The sequence below is a fragment of the Maridesulfovibrio ferrireducens genome (assembly GCF_900101105.1).
GTDB classification, from domain to species: domain Bacteria; phylum Desulfobacterota; class Desulfovibrionia; order Desulfovibrionales; family Desulfovibrionaceae; genus Maridesulfovibrio; species Maridesulfovibrio ferrireducens.
Map to the genome: position 1 here is coordinate 173,430 of NZ_FNGA01000001.1, position 21,493 is coordinate 194,922.

Annotated in this window: 20 protein-coding genes; all 20 read left to right on the forward strand. The window is 42.8% G+C overall.

Annotated features, from left to right (window positions below; genetic code table 11):
* Positions 1 to 2: 2 nt before the first annotated feature.
* The 20 genes from BLT41_RS00755 (at position 3) to BLT41_RS00850 (ending at position 21,431) form a co-directional block, all read left to right on the forward strand.
* The gene (locus BLT41_RS00755; RefSeq protein WP_092157280.1) at positions 3 to 1,238 is read left to right on the forward strand and encodes an ATP-grasp domain-containing protein; all 1,236 of its coding nucleotides are present in this window, start codon (positions 3 to 5) and stop codon (positions 1,236 to 1,238) included.
* A gap of 1 nt (position 1,239) precedes the next feature.
* The gene (locus BLT41_RS00760) at positions 1,240 to 3,189 is read left to right on the forward strand and encodes a glycoside hydrolase (protein WP_092157281.1); all 1,950 of its coding nucleotides are present in this window, start codon (positions 1,240 to 1,242) and stop codon (positions 3,187 to 3,189) included.
* A complete protein-coding gene (gene pseB / locus BLT41_RS00765; RefSeq protein ID WP_092157282.1) occupies positions 3,189 to 4,166 on the forward strand; it encodes a UDP-N-acetylglucosamine 4,6-dehydratase (inverting) in 978 nt (325 codons plus the stop codon). The genes BLT41_RS00760 and pseB overlap by 1 nt, the downstream gene beginning before the upstream one ends.
* A 19-nt stretch (positions 4,167 to 4,185) precedes the next feature.
* Positions 4,186 to 5,205, forward strand: a complete 1,020-nt coding sequence (locus BLT41_RS00770) for a sialidase family protein (RefSeq protein ID WP_092157283.1) — start codon at positions 4,186 to 4,188, stop codon at positions 5,203 to 5,205.
* A gap of 8 nt (positions 5,206 to 5,213) precedes the next feature.
* Positions 5,214 to 6,089 carry an N-acetylneuraminate synthase family protein gene (locus BLT41_RS00775; protein ID WP_092157284.1) on the forward strand — a complete coding sequence of 292 codons (876 nt, stop codon included), beginning with the start codon at positions 5,214 to 5,216 and terminating at the stop codon, positions 6,087 to 6,089.
* Positions 6,090 to 6,135: 46 nt separating this feature from the next.
* Entirely contained in the window at positions 6,136 to 7,665 is a 1,530-nt protein-coding gene (locus tag BLT41_RS00780; protein WP_092157285.1) for a PfkB family carbohydrate kinase, read from the forward strand.
* A 6-nt stretch (positions 7,666 to 7,671) separates the two neighbouring features.
* Positions 7,672 to 8,664, forward strand: a complete 993-nt coding sequence (locus BLT41_RS00785; protein WP_092157286.1) for a GSU2086 family protein — start codon at positions 7,672 to 7,674, stop codon at positions 8,662 to 8,664.
* Entirely contained in the window at positions 8,654 to 9,220 is a 567-nt protein-coding gene (locus BLT41_RS00790; RefSeq protein WP_092157287.1) for an SIS domain-containing protein, read from the forward strand. The genes BLT41_RS00785 and BLT41_RS00790 overlap by 11 nt, the downstream gene beginning before the upstream one ends.
* Positions 9,221 to 9,234: 14 nt before the next feature.
* Positions 9,235 to 10,305: a radical SAM protein gene (locus BLT41_RS00795; protein ID WP_092157288.1), complete on the forward strand. Its 1,071-nt coding sequence runs from the start codon at positions 9,235 to 9,237 to the stop codon at positions 10,303 to 10,305.
* Between the two features lie 10 nt (positions 10,306 to 10,315).
* The gene (locus BLT41_RS00800) at positions 10,316 to 10,945 is read left to right on the forward strand and encodes an HAD family hydrolase (protein WP_092157289.1); all 630 of its coding nucleotides are present in this window, start codon (positions 10,316 to 10,318) and stop codon (positions 10,943 to 10,945) included.
* Positions 10,932 to 11,966, forward strand: a complete 1,035-nt coding sequence (locus BLT41_RS00805; RefSeq protein ID WP_092157290.1) for a hypothetical protein — start codon at positions 10,932 to 10,934, stop codon at positions 11,964 to 11,966. The genes BLT41_RS00800 and BLT41_RS00805 overlap by 14 nt, the downstream gene beginning before the upstream one ends.
* Positions 11,967 to 12,008: 42 nt before the next feature.
* Positions 12,009 to 12,815, forward strand: coding sequence for a transketolase (locus BLT41_RS00810; protein ID WP_092157291.1), 807 nt, complete (start codon positions 12,009 to 12,011; stop codon positions 12,813 to 12,815).
* A complete protein-coding gene (locus BLT41_RS00815) occupies positions 12,805 to 13,731 on the forward strand; it encodes a transketolase family protein (protein WP_244512163.1) in 927 nt (308 codons plus the stop codon). Before BLT41_RS00810 ends, BLT41_RS00815 begins: the two co-directional genes overlap by 11 nt.
* Before the next feature lie 27 nt (positions 13,732 to 13,758).
* On the forward strand, positions 13,759 to 14,406 hold the full coding sequence (locus BLT41_RS00820; protein WP_092157297.1) for a class I SAM-dependent methyltransferase: 648 nt from the start codon (positions 13,759 to 13,761) through the stop codon (positions 14,404 to 14,406).
* A gap of 2 nt (positions 14,407 to 14,408) precedes the next feature.
* On the forward strand, positions 14,409 to 15,017 hold the full coding sequence (locus tag BLT41_RS00825; RefSeq protein ID WP_092158766.1) for a hypothetical protein: 609 nt from the start codon (positions 14,409 to 14,411) through the stop codon (positions 15,015 to 15,017).
* A gap of 20 nt (positions 15,018 to 15,037) precedes the next feature.
* Positions 15,038 to 15,697, forward strand: a complete 660-nt coding sequence (locus tag BLT41_RS00830; RefSeq protein WP_092157299.1) for a class I SAM-dependent methyltransferase — start codon at positions 15,038 to 15,040, stop codon at positions 15,695 to 15,697.
* 20 nt (positions 15,698 to 15,717) lie between these two features.
* Positions 15,718 to 16,785, forward strand: a complete 1,068-nt coding sequence (locus tag BLT41_RS00835; RefSeq protein ID WP_092157301.1) for a radical SAM/SPASM domain-containing protein — start codon at positions 15,718 to 15,720, stop codon at positions 16,783 to 16,785.
* 18 nt (positions 16,786 to 16,803) lie between these two features.
* Entirely contained in the window at positions 16,804 to 17,655 is an 852-nt protein-coding gene (locus BLT41_RS00840) for an SDR family oxidoreductase (protein ID WP_092157303.1), read from the forward strand.
* Positions 17,652 to 18,779, forward strand: a complete 1,128-nt coding sequence (locus BLT41_RS00845) for a class I SAM-dependent methyltransferase (RefSeq protein WP_092157305.1) — start codon at positions 17,652 to 17,654, stop codon at positions 18,777 to 18,779. Before BLT41_RS00840 ends, BLT41_RS00845 begins: the two co-directional genes overlap by 4 nt.
* 66 nt (positions 18,780 to 18,845) lie before the next feature.
* Positions 18,846 to 21,431 carry a radical SAM/SPASM domain-containing protein gene (locus BLT41_RS00850; protein ID WP_092157309.1) on the forward strand — a complete coding sequence of 862 codons (2,586 nt, stop codon included), beginning with the start codon at positions 18,846 to 18,848 and terminating at the stop codon, positions 21,429 to 21,431.
* The last annotated feature ends 62 nt before the right edge of the window (positions 21,432 to 21,493 follow it).

A 21,493-nucleotide genomic window follows, 5' to 3' on the forward strand; every position in this document is an offset into this window, starting at 1 on the left:
TTATGAAAAAGACTCTGATCATAATTGGCGCAGGACTAGAAACAATCCCTGTAATTCAAAAAGCTGTTGATATGGGACTCCATGTGGTCGCCACCGACCTGAATCCCGAAGCGCCGGGGTTCAAATATGCCCATGAAACTGTGATCGGATGCGTCTACACCTCTGGAAAAAGCGTCGAAGCTCTCAAGCTTTGGGCTAAACAAGGGAGAAAACCTGACGGAGTAATGTGTGCGGCTGTTGATGCCCCGCACACCGTAGCGGCTGTTGCTGATTTTTTTGGCATTCAGGCAGTAAGCAGCGAAACGGCAGCCCTCGCCACTGACAAATTGGCAATGAAAAACCGCTTCAAAGAAACAGGCATACCCATTCCGTGGTATAAAGAAATTTTTGATGCCGATGAACTTAGAAAAAATTTAAAAAAACGAAAAGAAAGTCTCGTCATCAAACCGGTGGATAGCAGAGGAGCCCGCGGAGTGTTGCGCCTTGAATATGGTTCAAACACCCTCCCCGATTTGCAATGGGCTTTTGAACATGCACAACATGAATCACCTGCCGGACGGGTCATGATTGAGAGCTATCTGAACGGTCCACAAATCAGCACCGAAGGTTTTGTGGTAAACGGAGAAACATACACTCCCGGATTTTCAGACAGAAACTATGAATATATTGACAGATTTTCTCCGCATATAATTGAAAATGGCGGACAACTGCCCTCATTTCTATCAGACGAAACCCAACAGGAAGTGAAAGAACTTACCGGAATGGCGGCAATTGCTTTGGGTATCAATAACGGGGTATTCAAAGGTGACATGGTTGTTCATAACGGCAAACCTTACGTAATCGAAATAGCGGCTAGACTTTCCGGAGGATACTTCTGCACACATGAAATACCGTGGAATACAGGTGTGGACTTTATCGGAACAGCCATTCGCCTTGCAATAGGTGAAACTCCCGCGCCAAAGGACATGATTCCTGTATTTCAGGAAGGAGTAGCACAGCGTTACCTCTTCCCAGATCAGGGGAAAGTTGTCAGAATAGAAGGAATCGAAGAGGCTCGTGCTGTTGACGGAATCCGCATGGTCGAAATCCGTACGCAAACAGGTTCCATTATTCCTCCGACGACAAACCATCCCGCCCGCGCCGGAGTCGTTATGGGTGTTGCTGAAACAAGAGAAAAAGCTGTCGAGAACGTGAATAAAGCTGTTAACTGCATAAAAATAATCACCGAAAAAAGTTGATATGAAACTGTTTGCAATATTTCATCTCAACCTCATGTTCTCTTCCATACCGGAAGAAAGCCGCATGGAGGTAATTGAACGCTGCTATTGGCCGCTGCTTAATCTTATTGAAAAACACGACTTTCCGCTCGGTATTGAAGCCTCGGGCATAACTCTTGAAATAATTAAAGACCTTGCACCGGAATGGATTGAAAAATTTAAAGACCTGCTCAAAGACAATAAAACTGAATTAATAGGCAGCGGCTATGCTCAAATAATAGGGCCTCTGGTTCCGGCATCGGTTAATGAAGCGAATCTGCGCATCGGTAGAAACGTGTGCAGCGATATTCTGGAGACGACACCCCGTATAGCTCTTGTTAATGAGCAGGCATGGTCCGCAGGACTTGTGGAACATTATATTAATGCTGGCTATGAAGGGGTCTTTATGGATTATGACAACCCCGCCAGATTCTCCGGATGGGATGAACATATTCAGCATTTCCCGCAACGGGTCTCAGGCATTGACGGTGAATCAATCCCCGTGCTCTGGAGTCGCTCAATGGTCTTCCAGAAACTGCAACGGTTTGCCCACAAAGAATTGGAACTGTCCGAATATCTTGAATACGTTGAAAGTCTTGGGACCGAATCAGGCTGGCTGCCTGTTTATGGAAACGATGCCGAAATATTCGACTTCAGGCCGCAGAGATATAAAACCGAAGCAGTGCAGGAAGCAGACAGTGAATGGTCCCTTCTTCTGTTAGCCTTCAAGGCTCTTCAAAACAGAAAGCATACATTTCACCTGCCCTCGGAAGTTCTGAACGACCTTGATCATCCGCAGGGGGGCAACAAACTTTCATTATGCTCGGCGCAGCAACCCGTCCCTGTAAAAAAACAGAGTAAATATAATATCACCCGCTGGGCAGTCAGCGGACGAAACGATTTCTACATAAATTCGCTATGCCGCGCAGTTGCCGCCAAACTTGAACAGCACTCCTGCTCTTCCCCTGAGACAGAACAAAAATGGCGGAAATTATGTTTCTGCTGGTCCAGCGATTTCCGCACCCACATAACGAAAGAAAGATATGCCGAAGCCATCCAAAAGCTTACAAATATAGCAGAAAAATCAAGTGCGATTGTAGAAGAACCACTTTTCAAAGTTGAAGGCGACACCGTTGCCATGAGGGGAAGAAAGCTGAATGTGGACACCCCCTCTGTTTCAATAACACTGAATACAGCCAAGGGGCTGGCAATACATAAAGCATCCTTTGCTTCACACAACCGGTATCCTTCGTTCGGAACCCTCGGGCATGGCTACTTTAAAGATATAGATCTCGGAGCAGATTTTTTCTCCGGCCACATCATAATGGAAGGCCCCGGAATACCTAAAGATACAGATCTTGCTAAAATTACCCCCAGAATAAAAAAAACTTCCGAATTCACAACCATCTCCTGCACCATGAATCTATATCAAGGCTCCCTTGATAAGGCTGTCAGAGTTTACAGAGATAAACAGCAGATTGATGTTCTTTACAAATTTTCTTTAAACGGACCGCCGCGAGGTTTTATGCGTCTGGGGCATGTGACCCTTCTCACCGGAACAATGAATCCGAACAAGCTTTTTTACGCAACTTCAAGCGGCGGCAAACGGGAAACACATTTCCTGAAAGACTACTCTTTCGATCATAGCGACCATGTTTCTTTTCTCGTATCGTCATCTCAAGCTATCGGAATGACCGACTCAACCGTGATTCTGGGAGGAGAGGAAAGAGCTCTTGAAATATCCCCTCTGATTAAAGAGCATGCGTTCATCGGTATGATTAAATGCCAGCAGGCAACCCCCTCTCCTTTTGTCAGAGTTTTTTTCTCTATGCAGGAAATGGATGAAACCAGCCTGCAAACTTCCTGCGAAGGTTCAAATTATATTTTTTCCACCGGCTTTTCTATCAAGCCATACATGGAGGATAAGTTCTAATGATTAACAACAAGTCTGTATTAATAACCGGCGGAACAGGTTCCTTCGGGCAAAAATTTGTGGAAATTGCTCTCACCCAATATAGACCGCAAAGACTTATCATCTTAAGCCGCGACGAACATAAACAGCAGGAAATGCAGGAAAAATTTTCTCCGGAAGATTACCCATGCCTTCGTTATTTTATCGGAGACATCCGCGATAAAGACCGGCTTCTCAGAGCATTTTGTGGAATTGACCTTGTCATCCATGCGGCGGCGATGAAGGCTGTTCCTTCCTGCGAATACAACCCCTATGAGGCTGTAAAAACTAATATTTTAGGGACTCAAAACATCATAGAAGCGGCTATAAACGAAAAAGTCTCGCGGGTAATAGCCCTCAGTACCGATAAAGCTTCAAATCCGATGAACTTGTACGGAGCAACAAAATTATGCTCTGACAAATTATTTATCAATGGCAACAGCTATGCAGGAGTCAACGGAACAAGATTTTCAGTCGCCAGATATGGAAATGTTCTCGGAAGCAGAGGAAGCATCGTTCCCAGATTTTTAAAATTAAAAAAAACAGGACGGATTACCATAACTGATCCGGATATGACACGATTCTGGATTACTATGGAACAATCGATAGATTTTGTTATCAACAGTCTGGAAGTAATGCAGGGCGGAGAAATTTTTATACCTAAAAGCCCAAGCATGCGCATAGGCGACATGGCGGAAGCCCTCTGCCCCGACTGCGAAATGAACATAATCGGAATACGCCCCGGCGAAAAAATGCACGAACTTATCATCCCTGCAAACGAAGCCGTAAATACTTACGAATTTGAAAACTATTACGTAATCCAGCCGGCCTACCGCTACTTTGAACGGGATAAAATAACCTGCAACGGTGTTAAAGTTCCCGAAAAATTCGAATACAGCTCCGACACCAACACCCAATGGCTGAGTAAAAGCGACCTTCTTAAAATGGTTTCAGTATAAAAACGGCACGGCGAAAAATATGAATCAATCACGACCTAAATTATCTGTTTCCATACTCGACACGAAACGAATTACTCCGGCGGAATGGGACGGCTATCAATCTTTTCCGACTATCACAAAAGTTAACGAAGACTTTCTGGTGGGTTTCCGCAGAGCTGTTAATATCCACCCGGATTTACGGGGAGTGATGGATCACGGCATGGCCGGAGATATTTATACAACCAGATCAACCGATGACGGTCTGACTTTTGAAAAACCGAACCTTGTAATCAGCCATGCCACGGACAAAACCAACGAACATGACGCTCTGGTCACAGTTCTTGATGCAGAGCGAGTGGCAATGATCACCCGTACTCATACCTCTGAACTGCGCCGGAACTATTTTTCGCTGAGCACCGACGGAGGGAAGAGTTTCCCGCAAAGACGCCCCCTTGATCCTCCCGGCGGAGAATGGGCATCCTTCGGACACTTCATCCCGTCGCAGGACAAATCCGTTTTTATCGGAACATTCTATAATGGAACAGGATGCGGAACGTTCAGGTTGAATCCTGAAACGCTTGAAATATCTCATCAGTCATTTATGTTTAAACACACCGCAAATTTCAGAATGAACGAGACATCTATCACTCGTTTAAAATCAGGCAGAATTCTTGCCATGATCAGACAGCAACCCTGCTATGAAGGTATCTTCAAATCTCACTCTGATGACGAAGGACTGACATGGAGCACGCCTGTTCCTGTAGGTCTATACGGAGAAGCCCCTGCGCTCCTGTTGCTACCGAATGGAAACGTTCTGATGATATACAGAGGAATGATCCGCAAAAACCGCCGATGCCGCGTTGCACTGTCCCTGTCCAAAGACGGGGGAGAAACTTGGAGTCATCCGCAAACCCTTGCATGGTACAAAGGCGGCAGATTTCACGGTGGATACGGAGACCTTGCTCTGAATTCAAAAGGACAAATTATTGCCGTATATTATATCTCAAGAAAACATGAAGCCCCTACAGTTGAGCGGATGATACTTGAGGTTAATCAATAAAAACAAAAATGAAGAACACCCCCTCCAATCACCCCATCTTCGTATCAGAAGTTTCAAGCAACCATGCCTGTGACATAAGCCGTTGTTTCGAATTTATAGAAACCTCCGCCCGCATAGGATGCGATGCTATAAAGTTTCAACTATTCAAAATTGATAAGCTTTTTGCTCCTGAGATTTTAGCAAAAAGCGAACAGCACAGAAACAGATCTGCGTGGGAACTTCCTGAACCTTTTATCCCTGCAATCGCAAAACGGTGCAAAGAAACAGGAATAGGCTTTTCATGCACCCCCTTTTATCTGGGCGCTGTCGAAATTTTAACTCCATATGTAGACTTCTTTAAAATTGCCTCATACGAACTGCTCTGGAATGACCTGCTTATTGCTTGCGCGCGGACAGGAAAACCCGTTGTCCTCTCAACAGGGATGGCTGATATGGATGAAATATCCACAGCAGTTTCCACCCTTCGCAACGCCGGCTGTAAAGATCTTACCCTGCTGCACTGCGTTTCCGGTTATCCGGCACCTGCGGAACAGGCAAATCTTTCGGCAATAAACACGCTGAGAAATGAATTCCATTGCAAAACAGGCTGGTCTGACCATACAGTAAGCGAAGGTGTTGTCCAACGCGCAGTGCATAAATACGGTGCTGAAATGATTGAATTTCACCTTGACCTGGATATGTCAGGGGCTGAATATTCTTCGGGGCATTGCTGGCTGCCTGATGATGCAGAGAGACTTATAAAAAATACACTGACAGGCTTTAAAGCAGACGGCGATGGAATAAAGATTCCTACCCCTGCGGAACAGCCGGACCGGGAATGGCGCGCGGACCCCGAAGACGGATTGCGACCGACAAAATCAATCAGAGAAAGCTGGAAAGCTTAAAATTAAATTGCAAGATCTGAATTAAGCGGTGGAAAAGGATATAGAAATGACAAGTATTGATAATAAAATAAAAAGCATCTCTGAGCTTTCTGAAATTGCGGCAGAGCTTAAAAGTCAGGGCAAAAAAATAGTTCTTTGCCACGGGGTATTCGACCTTCTCCATATAGGACATATCCGTTACCTAAGTCAGGCCAAAGAACATGGTGATATTCTCATCGTGAGCCTAACGCCTGATCACTATGTTGATAAAGGACCGGACCGTCCTGCTTTTACTGAAATATTGCGTGCAGAAGCGCTGGCTTCACTGGGTGAGACTGACTATGTAACCATCAATGAATGGCCTACAGCCGAAGAACTTTTGCGACTCATCCGTCCTGACGTTTATGCGAAAGGTGATGAATTCAAAGATGTTGATAGCGATCCTGCCGGGAAAATAGGTGGCGAGGCTGACGTTGTTAAAGAGATTGGTGCAAAACTTATATTTACTTCGGATATTGTTTTCAGTTCATCAAATCTGATTAATCGCTACCTGACTAAAAACAGCGAAGAACTTGACGAATATCTCAAAATGTTTCGGAATCGCTACGAGTTGAACGATCTTCTGACCATGCTTGATGATATGAACAATTTAAAGGTTCTGATCGTCGGCGATACTATTCTCGATGAATATCAGATTGCTTCAACTCTGGGTAAATCATCCAAAGATCCTATTCTTGCTCTCAAGTATCAATCCCATGAAATGTATGCAGGCGGCGCTCTGGCAGTTGCAAATCATGTGGCAAATTTCGCGGGAGAAGTTACCCTGCTGTCCATGCTTGGTGACACAGACCGTTACGAAGATTTTATCAGAGAAAAACTTAATCCCAAAGTCGTTCCTCACTTTTTCACACGCTCCAAAGCTCCTACCACTCTAAAGAGAAGATTTATTGATGCATATTCCCTGAGCAAGATCATGGAAATCTACATAATGAATGATGATCCATTAGCCAAAGATCTTGAGCAGGATATATGCAGCCAGCTTGAACAATTGTTAGACGGATATGACATTGTTATCGTCGCTGATTTCGGACATGGTTTCATAACTCCGGCGATGGTCAAACTGCTCTCTGAAAAAGCTCCGTATCTTGCCGTAAACACACAGGCAAACGCCGGGAACAGAGGTTTTAATACTATCGGTAAATTTCCCCGCTTAGATTTTTTCTCTCTGGCAGAGCATGAATTAAGACTTGAATCCCGTGATCAGATAAACGAACTGAGACCATTGCTGATAGAAGTCGGCGAGAAATTAAACGCAAAGCTGGCAATGGTAACTCAAGGCGGACGCGGCTGTTCCTTATGGAATCCTGCCAGTGAATTTGTCAGGATACCCTCTTTCAACTCTAATGTAGTAGACAGAGTCGGAGCAGGAGATGCACTGTTCTCCATATCCGCAATGGCAGGATGCATGGGACTTCATGAAGAGCTTGTAGGATTTTTCGGAAACATCGCAGGTTCTCTGGCTGTTCAGATTATGGGGAACGATAAATCCATAAGTAAGCAGGATATGCGAAAATATATTACAGCCACGCTAAAGTAGGTTTTTATGTCCAGCAAATATCAATTATTCGATCGCTCAAAACTGAGGGTTCTTCCCATTTCTGAAAGGAAAAGCCTCCTCGACACTTCAATAATAGCCATTCCAACGCCTTGTGAAAAAGTCCATCCATCGCTGGAAATAATCGCTGAAAGCTTAGCTACGGCACGCGATAACGGCAATTCCAGAATCCTCATGATCGGAGCTCATGTTCTGCGTTCAGGGATGCAGAAATACCTGTTCGATATAATGGAAAAAGGATTAATCAGCTGTATTGCTGTAAACGGAGCGTGTGCAATTCATGACTTTGAATATGCGCTGCACGGCAGCACCACCGAAAGTGTTGCAACTTATATATCAAACGGACAGTTCGGATTGTGGCAGGAAACAGGTATACTGAACGACATTATCAATGAAGCCGCTAAAAACGGACGAGGTTTCGGTGAGGCTGTTGGTGAATATATCGTAAAAAACAAACTGGACCATGCAGATATCAGCCTTTTTGCCAAAGCTTATGAACTGAATATTCCCATAACGGTTCATGTCGGCATAGGCTATGACATCGTCCATGAGCACCCGAATTGTAATGGTGCGGCAGTCGGACAGGCAAGTTATACTGATTTTCTGATTTTTGCAGCGGCTCTTGAATCCCTTGAAGGCGGTGTTGTTATGAATTTCGGAAGCGCAATTATGGCTCCTGAAATTTACCTCAAAGCCTTAGCAATGATTCGCAACGCAGCTACAGTTTCCGGCAAAGAAAAAGCCATTTGCCATTTTACAACCTTAGTATGCGATTTGCATGATTTACCTGAAAAGGTAAATATTGAAGCCCCCAAAACAAGTGCCGAATATTATTTCAGACCATGGAAGACTATGCTGATACGAACTGTTGCAGATGGCGGAAGGAGTTACTATGTCCGAGGATTTCATGCCGACACAATCCCGCAGCTCTGGACAGCAATCAAAAAACAATCACCCGCAGGACAAGACTTTGTGGAATAACCATACAGATTTATTACAGAACTGCCTGAACTCTCTGGAAGTGGAATGTAAACCGGAATTCAATACCACCTGTGATCAAGCCTTTGAATTTTGGAAGGAAAAGACTGTTAAACTTCGCAGCAATGGAAATATTATCTATCTTATCGGCAACGGCGCCAGTGCATCTATGGCAAGCCACATTTCTGCCGACCTTGCAAAAAATGCCCATGTACATACGCAAGTCTTTACCGATCTGGCGCTTATTACCGCCCTTGCCAATGACATTTCCTTTGATCAGGTTTTTGTCGAGCCTCTGAGACGAAGGCTGACTCCATCTGACATGCTTGTGGCTATCAGCAGTTCCGGCAACTCGCCCAATGTTGTTAATGCCTGCCGCTTTGCTTCTGAACTGGGAGCTGCGGTTGTAACTCTCACGGCCATGGCTCCGGCAAACAAGATGAGGCAGATCGGCGATCTCAACTTCTGGCTCCCCGCCGAAACATACGGCATGGCAGAGACAGGACACGCCTGCATCCTGCACTACTGGATGGATTCTGTTTCTGTTAATAATATCTGATAAAGGAAAATTTCATGAGCGATAAATATAAAATTGATTCACACAAACTGCATCTCCACCCTGCAAGAGTTGCAAAATGGCTCGCCGGAGAAAATATCGGCCCCATTTATATGGAAGTCAGTCCAAGCGGATGCTGCAACCATCGCTGCCGATTCTGCGGCTATGATTTCATGGAATATGTACCTAAATTTCTTGATTATGAAATCTACAAGAAGCGCATAAACACAATTGCTGACACAGGATTAAAAAGCATCGTGTTCTCGGGTGAAGGTGAACCGTTCATGAACAACAAATTCACCGACATATGTATTGCTACGACCGAAGCCGGAATAGATATAGGAATCGCCACCAACGGAGTTCTCATGACTCCTGATAAGCTGGAAAAGATAATTCACGGCTTGTCATGGGTAAAAGTCAGTTGCAATGGAATAACACCCGGAAGCTATCAGGAAGTACACAAGTCACCTGATGGAGACTTTCAAAAGGTTATGAACAACCTTAAAGAAGCCGTCGCCATCCGCAAAAGAACAGGCTCCGACTGTGTTTTAGGACTGCAAAGTTTGCTGCTACCTGAAAACGCATCCGAGATGACAAATCTGGCCGAAATGTGCCGGGACATAGGTTTAGATTACATTGTAATAAAACCCTACTCTCAACACCCTCAAGGAATTACAAAAGAATTTGAGGGACTTACTTACGAAGAATTTGTAGATCTTGGAAATGAACTCAGAGCACTGGAAACAGACTCATTCAAAGTGATATATCGCGAAAAGACCATGGACAGACTGCAAGAGCAGGACAAAGGATATGAACGCTGCCTTGCTCTCCCTTTCTGGTCTTACATGGATGTTGATTTAAATATCTGGGGATGCGGAATTTTCATAGGCGATAATAAATTTTTATACGGCAATCTCCGGGAGCATAATTTCAAAGAAATATGGGACGGCGATAAGCGTGCCCAGTCACTCAACTGGTGCAATGACAACCTTGATCCGCAAAAATGCAGAGTAAACTGCCGCATGGATAAAATGAACATATATCTGTGGGAATTGTGTCACCCCGGACCTCATGTAAACTTCATCTAGGCGGCCTATTGTGCTAATCGGATTTGATCTGGATAACACCATCATACGCTATGATAAGTCTCTGCATAAAATTGCACTTGAGCGTGGGCTTATTCAAAAAGACGTGCCGAGGCTCAAGCGTTCCATACGCGATGAAGTCAGGCGGCTGCATGGAGATGAAGAGTGGCAGAAGCTTCAAGTAGCAATATATGGAACTGAGATTGATAAGGCTGAGCTGATGCCCGGAGTATGGGATTGTCTTCTCACCTTAAAACAAGCCGGACACTCCTTTCAAATTGTCAGCCACAAAACCCGTTACCCCAACTACGGACAACTGAAAATTGACCTGCGAAAATGTGCTTTGAATTTTTTAACGGAAGCAAATTTTTTCTCAAGTGACACACTTTCAATGTCAGTAAATGACATATTTTTTCTTTCTACAAGAGAAGAGAAAGTAAGAAAAATAGCCGACCTTGATCACCATTATTTTATTGATGACCTTGAAGAAGTTTTCACTGAACCTCTTTTCCCTGACAGTGTTCATAAGATCCTTTTTTCTCGTGAAAAAAACGGACGCAAAATACCCGGCTGTTCTGTCTTTTCAACATTTGAAGAAATCAGTAATTTTATTTTAAAAAGGACAGCTAATGGGACAATCTGAAATTGAACAGCTTGTCCATAATTCTTTAAGGAAAAAAGTCCTTTCAACAAAAAGAATCTATGCCGGACGAAACAGCAAAGTATACAAAGTCCTTTGTGAGTCAGGAGAAACTTACGCCGTCAAATTCTACACCCAGCTTACAGCTGACGGGCTTAGCAGACTTGAACAGGAATGGGCTGCAATATCTTTTATGACACAAAGCGGGATTGAAAATATTCCAGCTCCGGTTGCCATTGATTCCTCTAAACAGGCCGCCATCTATACGTTTATAAATGGAACGCCTGTTGATAGAATAAAAGATAATGATATTCATGAAGTTTTGACATTTCTTAAGAAATTAAAAAAAAGTTCCGCTAACGAAAAGGCGCCAAATATATCTTCTGCAGCGGAAGCCTTTTTTTCTCCGGCGGAAGTTGTGGAGAATATTTACAAACGGCTTAATATTCTTACGGCACTCCCCGGCGAGGATGAACTTTTTCGTGAAATGCACCTTTTTCTGGAAAAAGATTTTTCAGAGGAACTAGAGAAAAGCACAACCTTTGCAAAAAGCCAGCTCGGAATTGAAACTTGGAACTCCCCTCTGCCCGAAGAATTAAGGACATTAAGTCCATCCGACTTAGGATTTCACAATGCGTTACGCACCAGTCATAACAACTTATATTTTGTAGATTTTGAATATTTCGGATGGGATGATCCTGTGAAAACAGCTTCTGATTTCCTGCTCCATCCTGCTATGAACTTAACGGAAACAGATATAAAAACATTTTATGACGGTATTAGTGAAATTTTTAGGAACGACAAAAACTTTGAAATTCGATTTAAATCACTTTTACCTCTTTTCCGTTTAAAGTGGAGCTTGATCCTGCTTAACGAATTTTCTAATAAAACATTGAAAAGACGAGCTTTCGCATCTGGAACACCGGACAATGTCCAAAGTTTGAGAAAAGCTCAACTTGAGAAAGCAAAACTTTTTTTAGCTAAAGATAAAAAGATACTTAATACTCTTTTTGAGACTTATTGAACCATTATTACATTTTATTTTTAATAATACAGGAGGTCGACTTTGGATCAGAGATCAAAGTTGCTCAGAAAAAAAATTGTAGATGTTTTGCATAGTGCAGGACGAGGTCATATCGGCCCGTCTCTTTCTTTAGTTGAGATAGTACGGGTTCTCTACGACTCAGTACTCAAATATAACTCTGCCTCCCCTGAACACAGCGACAGGGATCGCTTTATCCTCAGCAAAGGACACGGCTGTCTTGCTCTATATGTAATGCTGGAAGAAAAAGGCTTCATCACCGAGGATGAACTATTCAGCTTCTGCCGCTTTGACGGACTACTGGGCGGACATCCAACAGCGAAAATTCCCGGAATTGAGTTTGCCACCGGCAGTCTGGGGCATGGTCTATCCTTTGCCGTGGGAATAGCTTCTGCGCTAAAAATAGACGGATCAAGCAGCAAAGTTTTCACGGTTCTCGGCGACGGAGAATGCGGTGAAGGTTCTGTATGGGAAGCAGCAATGAGCGCAGGAAAACAAAAGCTCAGTTCTCTAACCGCCATTATTGATTACAACAAGCTGCAATCATATGGATGCACTGAACAAATTTCGGGATTGGAACCTTTTGCGGACAAATGGAAAAGCTTCGGCTTTGCGGTAAAAGAAGTAGACGGGCATAATGTTAAAGAACTTGAACAAACATTTACAGCACTTCCCTTTCAACAGGACAAACCTTCAGCCATAATTTGCCACACGGTGAAAGGTAAAGGAATTCCGTTTGCTGAAGGGAATCCTGCATGGCATCATAAAACAAAAATGTCTGCGGAAGAACATGAGCAGATGATTAAATGTATCGAGGATTATGATGCGTAAAGCTTGTCTGGAGCAGGTCTACGAGCTTGCAAAAAAAGATAAACGGGTTGTCTTTATCGGCTCTGACCTCGGGGCGGGAACTCTGTGTCATTTTCAAGAAGAAATGCCGGATCGCTTTTTTATGGAAGGCATAGCCGAAGGACACGCTGTCGGCATGGCAAGCGGCATGGCCCACGAAGGCAAAATTGTTTACATCAATACAATCCAGAGCTTTCTGACTCGCCGCTGCTATGAACAAATTGTTCTTGATGCCTGTCTGCACAACTTAAACGTAAGATTTATCGGAAACGGCGGCGGGCTGGTTTATGCCCCGCTAGGTCCGACTCATTGGGCCACCGAAGATCTGTCCATTTTAAGGGTCATCCCCAATCTGACTATCCTGTCTCCGGCTGACGCTGAGGAAATGGTAAGAATCATGCCTCACACACTCAGCCATCCGGGCCCCATTTTTATCAGACTCGGCAAAGGATATGACCCCATCGTTACCAAAGAGAAGTCATTTAAAGTAGGTAAAGCCTACAGCTACGGGGAAGGTAAAGATGTACTGCTTGTCGGGTGCGGAGTGACGTTGGGAGTGATGCAAAAGGCAGGAGAAATGCTAGCAAAAGAAGGCATTGAAGCCTCAATTCTTCACACGCCCACAGTTAAACCTCTTGATGCTGAAATGATTATTTCCAAAGCCCGCAACACTTCATGTGTCATCAGTGTAGAAGAAAATACAATACTCGGCGGACTAGGCGGTGCTGTTGCTGAAATTCTTGCGGAAGCATGCCTTGATAAACCTCTAAGGTTTAAACGTATCGGGTTGCCGGACACTTTTTCTGCTCATTATGGTTCGCAGCTTGAACATTTTGCTCACATAGGAATCACTGCGGAAAATATTTTATGCGAAGCGCAAAAACTGCTCCGAAAATAACATCGGCATAACTAAAAAGAATCCACAATGAAGAACAAAAACAAACAGGCAGATAAGCAGATCAGATTGTCTCCGCACATGGCCTACAATCTGAAAAAAGATCCCAAAAGACTTGCTTTTGTGCTGGCTCGCTATGCCTTTGCCGCCCAAATGACAGATAATTGCGAAAGCATTCTTGAACTGGGTTGCAGTGAAGGGGTCGGCGCACCGATGCTTCATAAAGGGACAAAAAAATATTTAGGGTTGGATCTCGATGCACCTGCAATTGAAGCCGCTGAAAAGAACTTTTCAACTGATAATGTACGCTTTGAAAACACAAATTTTTTAGGCCTTCAAGAAAGCATTTTCGATGCCGTCGTCAGTCTGGATGTAATAGAGCACATTCTCCACGGCAAAGATGAAGACGCATTCTTTAAAACCATCAGTGATAACATCCATGCTGACGGTGTATGCGTGATAGGCACTCCCAATGAAACGAGCACTCCTTACGCATCCCCTGAAAGTCAAAAGGGACACGTTAATATGTTTGATGCCAACCGGCTCAAATCAACAGTTGAAAAACATTTCAAAACAGTGCTCATTTTTTCAATGAATGATGAAGTTGTCCACACAGGCTACTACCCTATGTCCCATTATCTTTTTGCTGTGGGTTGTAACAAGATAGAGCAAGGATGAATATGACTGATCAAAAAGCAAACAATCCGGAAGAAAGCTGGAAAGAAATGATTGAGGAATTCGGGGATGATCACTCCCCTCTCGGTCCTAAGCTTTCCAAAGCTTTTACTGAGGATTCATATTCTCTTATGTGGCATATTTCATGGTTCAAATTTGCAGGCAAAATGATTGGCGAGAAAGGTAAAACGCTTGTCTTTGATCCACTTGAAGGACTTGGAGCATGGACTGTTGCCTGCGAAACTAAAGATGTTATCGCGGTCCTTCCCGTCATTGATTCATACGAAAAAATACGGGCTGATTGGCCTTCCGAAAATATTATTTTTGAAAAAAATGCGGAGATACTGCTTTCCGCTGACAAACTTTTCGCCGGAGTGGTCTGCTTTGACATTACCGAACACAAAAGCAGGACAGAATGGGATTCGTTTTTTGAGGACGGTTCCCGTATTGTTGTTGACGGAGGAATAGTGATAGCAGGAGGAAGAGGCGACGGACTTGCACAAATTTTGAAAGAAACTGCTTCTGCAAATTTTAAACATGTATTCATGTTCGGGCAGGGACAGTCTCATCCTTGCATATCTCCCGCCGATGCAGTGATTGTTTTGGCCTGTTAATTACAAAAGATAGGATACGCATGGGCAAACTGCTAAATTTAATTACTCCGGTTCACACCGGCACACACCGCGAATATCTGCCGCGTATGGTGGACGATAAAGTCGGTTGCATGCTCAAAGCCAAAGAGTATGAACTTGACTACTGGGACGGCAGCCGTCGTTTCGGATACGGTGGTTACAGTTATATGGAGGGACGCTGGACTCCAATGGCTCAGGGGCTAATTGATACTTATTCGCTCAAAAAAGGAGCGAAAATTTTAGACGTGGGATGCGGCAAAGCCTTCCTGCTCTATGAATTACATAAGCTGGGCATGGATGTGCACGGTTTTGATATTTCACAACATGGACTAAGCGGAGCTCCAGAAGCAATCAGGAACAGACTTTTCACTCATAGAGCTGAATCTGCCTATCCATTTAAAGACAATAATTTTGATCTGGTTATTTCAATAAATTCATTACATAATCTTCAAATTTTTGATCTTAAAAAAGCACTCAAAGAAATGGAGAGAGTTGGAAAGAATAAGTATGTATGCGTTGAAAGTTACAGAAATGAACAGGAACTATTCAATCTCCAATGCTGGGCTCTGACCTGTGAATCTTTTTTCGACAAACAGGAATGGGAATGGCTTTTTAAAGAATTTAATTACGCAGGCGATTACGAATTCATATATTTTGAATAATTTTTATATAAGGATATTTCATGCAGCTCTACACGAACCTCAAGATATTTCACTATCAGGACAAGCTGGATTCTCTCCCCCGCGAAGCTGAAGAATCAACAGCCCCTATCCACATACGCATTAAACCGACCAACACCTGTAATCACAACTGTTCCTACTGCGCCTATAGGGCTTCTGACATGCAGCTTGGAAAAGATATGGTTATCAAGGATAAGATACCTGCGGAAAAAATGGCTGAAATCGTAGAAGACATCATTGAAATGGGAGTTAAAGCTGTAACATTCAGCGGTGGCGGAGAGCCTTTTTGCTACCCTCACCTTGCCGAGACCGCACTAGCTCTTGCGGACGGAAACGTCAGTATTGCGGCTCTGACCAATGGCAGCCTGCTGACAGGTGAACCTGCCGAGATATTTGCACATAAAGGAACATGGATACGGATTTCCATGGACGGCTGGGATGGCCCCAGTTATGCAAAATATAGAAGTGTACCTGAGGATGAATTCAATAAGGTTTTGAAAAATATCGAAAATTTCAAAGCGCTAAAAGGCAAATGCTTTCTCGGTGCCAATTTCATCATTAACAAAGACAATGCTGATCATGTTTTTGAAATGGGACAAAGATTGAAAGATCTAGGCGTCGACAGTTTAAAATTTTCGCCTTGCATCGTAAGCAATTCCGGCAAAGAAAATAATGATTACCATGATCCTATTTTTGATAAAATTAAAGAGCAGACTCAACGGGTGGTTGCAGATCTTTCAGATGCAAACTTTGAGATTTTCGACTCGTACCATCGGTCAGAAGTCTTTTTTAATAAAGAATACAATTGGTGTCCTTACCAGCAAATGCAACCAATCATTGCCGCCGACCAAAGAATATATTCCTGCCACGACAAAGCATATAATTTAGATAGCGGAGTTCTTGGATCGATTAAGGATCAACGCTTTAAAGAGTTTTGGTTTAATGATCGAGAAAAGTTTTTCAGCATAGACCCCAGCCGGGACTGCAACCATCATTGTGTTGCAAACAGCAAAAACATGCTGATTCATGAATACCTGGAAGCCGCTCCTGATCATCTGGCTTTTGTATAATTAAAGAGCGGAGTTTTGATGAAAATTCTTGTTATCGGAGATGGAACTCTCGGGAAAAGTCTGGCAAAAGAGTCGGTAAAACGGGGCCACTCCGTTTTCACAACTTCACGTAAAGATTCAAGCTGCCTTTCTCTCGACCTGTCTCGCGAAGTGGATGTAACCACTCTCCCGGAAACAGAATGGGCCATTATTGCTGCGGCAGTATCCGGCTTTGAGTCATGCGAAAAAGATCAAAAAGCTTACACTGTAAACGTTACAAACACCATTAATCTCACCCATGATTTGATGCAACGAGGAACAAAAATTCTTTTTCCGTCAAGTACTGCTGTTTTCAACGGAGAAGAACCTTTTTATACCCCAACTGCGCATCCTTCCCCGCAAACTGAATATGGACGGCAAAAGGCTGAAGTAGAACGATTCTTGAATAAAAATAGCGGCAAAGCTTTGGTTGTAAGGTACACAAAAATCCTGACTACCGAATCTGGAATACTTTATAACTGGCTAAACTCGTTTCAAAAACAAGAAGAAATTACGGCCTTCACCGATTTATCTCTTGCTCCGGTCCTGATCGGAGACGCGGCTTTTGCGACATGTAGACTTATGGAAGAAAATAAAACAGGTGTTTATCACTGCTCGTCATCTGAAGAAATCAGCTATTACGATTTGGCGCAAAGGCTTTGCAAACACTATGGCTTTGATAAAAGACTCATTAAAGAAGCCACGTGTAAAAGCAATAAGAACATGTATTGTCCTCCTTTTTCTTCTTTGAATGCGACAGAAACAGAAAATATTATCAACTGGAAATTCCCCAAAACCCCGAAACTGATTCAAAAATTATTACCACCTAAAAACTCAAAGGCGAAGCTGTGAGACATTGTTTAATATGCGGAAACTCTGAACTGCATATATTCGAAAACCTTATTCCTTTTCACGGAATAACATCCGATTGCAAACCATGGCCGAGAGCCGGACAATTTATGGTGTGCAATTCATGCGGACACCCTCAAAAAGATATTTCTGAGCAATGGCTGGCTGACATAAATGAAATATATTCCAAATATGAAATGTACCCGTTAAGTGAGGGGAGTGAACCTCTCCTGTTTTCCGACACCGGCACTCCCACCCCCAGAAGCAGAGTTCTACTGGAAAATTTTCTCTCAACGTTTCCTTTAAACCAATCAGGAAAACTACTCGATATAGGGTGTGGCAACGGATCTTTATTAAAACAATTTCATAAATTAAAACCGCATTGGAACCTTTACGGACATGAGCAATCCGGCAGACAGGAAGACATACTTTCCTTGGATGGAGTAGAAGGATATTACTCCGGTGAGCTGGATAGCATTTCAAATCAATTTAATGTGATTATAATGACTTATGTAATTGAACATCTTATCAACCCAATTGAAATTTTAAAAAAGATACAACATCTGCTGCTTCCGGGCGGACTCTTTGTGGTGCAAACCTCATATTTTAATGACAACCCTTTTGACTTGATGGTTTGCGATCACTGTTCCCACTTTACGCCTGAAACTCTTGCTGTTGCAGCCCAAAAATCAGGTTTCTCCATAAAGCATGTAACTGATCAATGGATAGCAAAAGAAATAGGTTTCGTTGCTCAAGCAGGAACAGACAAAGAAATATCAATTGATGCAGATAAAACTAAAACGAATCTGGACAACGGTCTGCTATGGCTGCAAAAACTTGCGGAAGATTCAAAACACAAAGCCAATGATAAGGTCGTGGGCATATTCGGAACAGCGGTAGCAGGAACATGGCTTGCCGCGTCTCTTGAGGGAAAGGCTGCTTTTTTTGTCGACGAAAACCCGACTCAACATGGAAAATTTCACATGAAAATTCCTATTATTTCCCCTGAAAAAGTTCCCGCAGGCGCAGCAGTCATAATGGGCTTTCTGCCAAACCTTGCATGCAAAATTGCCGCCCGCTTGAGCATACAATATCCTGAAATAGAATTTATCATACCCAATTCATAAGCTTTTTATTGCCGTTCACATTGATATTTAACCTGTTTAACGTTTTTATTCTCATTCGGAGAGAAAATGAAAAATACAGAAATACTGGATAAAGCCTCTATTCTTCTTACTGAAAAAAAATTTCTGGATGCTGAAATATTAGCTAAAAGAGTTCTTAAGTCCGACACTAACAATACCAGCGCTCTAAAAATTCTGACCAATATAGCTTTACAGTGCGGAGCCCCCTCCCTTGCTACTTGTTTTTTTGAAAAGTATTCGGCTTTAGCTGAGCCGGATTTAGATTTTTCAAATAATCTGGCTGAGACCTATGCCATCCTGGGACAACATGAAAAAGCAAAAAAAATGTTTTACAAAGCATTTTCTTCGACCCCTGAGAATGAAACAATCCGCAAGCAATACTTCCAACACGGATACAATTCCGCCGACTTTGATATATTCCCTTATGAAGATTTCAGACTCAATCCTGATGAGCCTCTAAATAAACCTGATAAAATTTATTTCCATGCGATAATTGTTGTGTGGGGCGAAGAATTTACTTCCTGCTTTATGAACTCCATATTGCCAACCCAACTCGGTGCCGGAAATATCGATGCCCTGAATACAGATTCGAGATCGCTGTACATTATCTACACAACCCCTAAGGATGCTAAATATATTAAATCTTCTCCAACTTTTACTAAGCTTAAAGAAACCATAGACGTTCGCATTTATTCAATAGATTTGTGCTACACAGACAAAAAAAACAAGCATGAAATGATGATTCTTTGCCATAAACACTCTGTCCGCAAAGCTCACCTAGCCGGAGCTCGTTTAGTTTTTCTGGCTCCTGATGCAGTTTTTTCTGGGTCAACATTTAAAAAAATTTATCAGAAAGCTTCAGAAGGATATAATGCGGTCATGATAGGGACAATGCGGGTCAGTAAAGAAGACTTTTTGCCTGCTCTGAATAATATTTTTTTGTCTGACGACAAGCTCGAAGTTTCTATCAAAGAAAGAGATTTAGTTGAAATGGCTCTTGATCGTTGGCATCCTGACACAAAAAGTTGTTTTATTGATGCGGAAAAGTTCAGTGGATGGCCATCTCAACTTTTCTGGGAAGTCCCAGGTGAAGGGGTCGTTGCTCACAATTTTCACCTGCACCCATTAATGGTATATCCTATTAAATTGCAGGCTTTTAAAGGAACAGTTGATGATGATTGCGTTCAAAAGATATGCGGAGATTTCAATGACATTTATATTGTACAGGATTCCGATGAAATGGTCGGCTTTGATTTGAGCAAGTGCGAAACGAGAATTATTCAAACAGACGCAAAGGTTGAGATGAGTTCTCTTTTGGGATGGATAAAGGATTATACTGATGAATTCCATCGGAAATATGTAACACATGAAATTTATTTTCACTGTAATCAGATAAGTGAAAAATGGAATGAAATCAGCCGGAAAGCAGAAGCTACCATCAGCTCTCTTCTTGCATACCCCGAGAATGAAAAAAGTCATTGTTTTTCTGAAATTCTTACTGACCATGACTTAAAATACCCGGCTCCAGTTCTTGATACTGTTTGTTTTCAGCTCACCTCTAAAGGTACTAAGGACATGGACGAATTAATGGTTCGTCAAATCGTTGATTATATTAAAAACACAGGTGTTAAACACTCTACTCTTGGTTTCTACGGTGAAATGCTGAACCGTAAAGGGTGGACTAAGTATGCACAGGAACTTCTGGATCAAGGAGTTAAGTTACATATCTGTTCAAATTTTAATATGAAATTAACGGATGAAGAGCACCTCATTTTAAGCCAATTCGATCACATCCAATTGAGTATTGATACTGCTGACGAAAAAACACTTAAAGAAATTCGCCCCCCTGCCAGCCTTAAAACCATGCTTTTAAACATGCATAAAATTAGTGCCGCAGCTCTTAAAAATGGCCGGAAACAGCCAATAATTCAATGGTGCTGCACCCTTGTTGATGAAGTTGTTTCACAATTAGGAGACTTGGTAAATATGGCGAATTCTAATAATGTAACGGAAATACAGCTCAACGAATTAGGCTATTTCGATGAACATAATTTGCCTGTAAACAGTATTTTTGCATTGAAAGATGACCATTTCCTTAAAGCTGTAGAACAGGTCAACGCCGCTCGCAAACTTGCAGAAGAAAACAATATTTCACTTAATCTCATAGCAAATTGGGACCAGATGGTTGAAAGCAAGATAGCCATTGAGCAAGCGAAATCTGAGTTCGATGTCGACATTGATATAGCCGTAAAACCTGTTGAACTCGGATCACCGATGCAAAACATTCAGGGCGTTGGAAGATTTTATGAACAGAAAGCGACAATCCCCGGACTGGGAGAAACAAGAGAGTGTATGTATCCGTGGAACTCTGCTTACATAATGCCCGACGGAGATTTATACTCTTGTTGTATACGTGGTAAATCAATGGGCAAGATAGGGCCTGACAATTCTATAAGTGAAGTAATGCATAATGCAGAATACTATGATTTGCGAAAACAACTGATAACCGGAAATATTACCGATCCGGTGTGCCTGCGTTGCCCGGCGACAGCTGTTGTTCCTGTAAGAAGACTTAAATATCTGGTTGCAAATTTAATCCGCAGAAGCAAAAAGTCACAAAGAGCTCACAAATAGACCATAAAACAAATAAAAGCCTTAAGACCTTGGCTCCCGCCAAAGGTCTTCCAACCCGAAAA

Coding starts and splice junctions, on each gene's coding strand:
- BLT41_RS00850 (WP_092157309.1), top strand. CDS start 18,846: ATGAAAAATACAGAAATACTGGATAAAGCCTCTATTCTTCTTACTGAA.
- BLT41_RS00820 (WP_092157297.1), top strand. CDS start 13,759: ATGAAGAACAAAAACAAACAGGCAGATAAGCAGATCAGATTGTCTCCG.
- BLT41_RS00835 (WP_092157301.1), top strand. CDS start 15,718: ATGCAGCTCTACACGAACCTCAAGATATTTCACTATCAGGACAAGCTG.
- BLT41_RS00815 (WP_244512163.1), top strand. CDS start 12,805: ATGATGCGTAAAGCTTGTCTGGAGCAGGTCTACGAGCTTGCAAAAAAA.
- BLT41_RS00755 (WP_092157280.1), top strand. CDS start 3: ATGAAAAAGACTCTGATCATAATTGGCGCAGGACTAGAAACAATCCCT.
- BLT41_RS00775 (WP_092157284.1), top strand. CDS start 5,214: ATGAAGAACACCCCCTCCAATCACCCCATCTTCGTATCAGAAGTTTCA.
- BLT41_RS00770 (WP_092157283.1), top strand. CDS start 4,186: ATGAATCAATCACGACCTAAATTATCTGTTTCCATACTCGACACGAAA.
- BLT41_RS00760 (WP_092157281.1), top strand. CDS start 1,240: ATGAAACTGTTTGCAATATTTCATCTCAACCTCATGTTCTCTTCCATA.
- pseB (WP_092157282.1), top strand. CDS start 3,189: ATGATTAACAACAAGTCTGTATTAATAACCGGCGGAACAGGTTCCTTC.
- BLT41_RS00780 (WP_092157285.1), top strand. CDS start 6,136: ATGACAAGTATTGATAATAAAATAAAAAGCATCTCTGAGCTTTCTGAA.
- BLT41_RS00795 (WP_092157288.1), top strand. CDS start 9,235: ATGAGCGATAAATATAAAATTGATTCACACAAACTGCATCTCCACCCT.
- BLT41_RS00805 (WP_092157290.1), top strand. CDS start 10,932: ATGGGACAATCTGAAATTGAACAGCTTGTCCATAATTCTTTAAGGAAA.
- BLT41_RS00840 (WP_092157303.1), top strand. CDS start 16,804: ATGAAAATTCTTGTTATCGGAGATGGAACTCTCGGGAAAAGTCTGGCA.
- BLT41_RS00825 (WP_092158766.1), top strand. CDS start 14,409: ATGACTGATCAAAAAGCAAACAATCCGGAAGAAAGCTGGAAAGAAATG.
- BLT41_RS00785 (WP_092157286.1), top strand. CDS start 7,672: ATGTCCAGCAAATATCAATTATTCGATCGCTCAAAACTGAGGGTTCTT.
- BLT41_RS00830 (WP_092157299.1), top strand. CDS start 15,038: ATGGGCAAACTGCTAAATTTAATTACTCCGGTTCACACCGGCACACAC.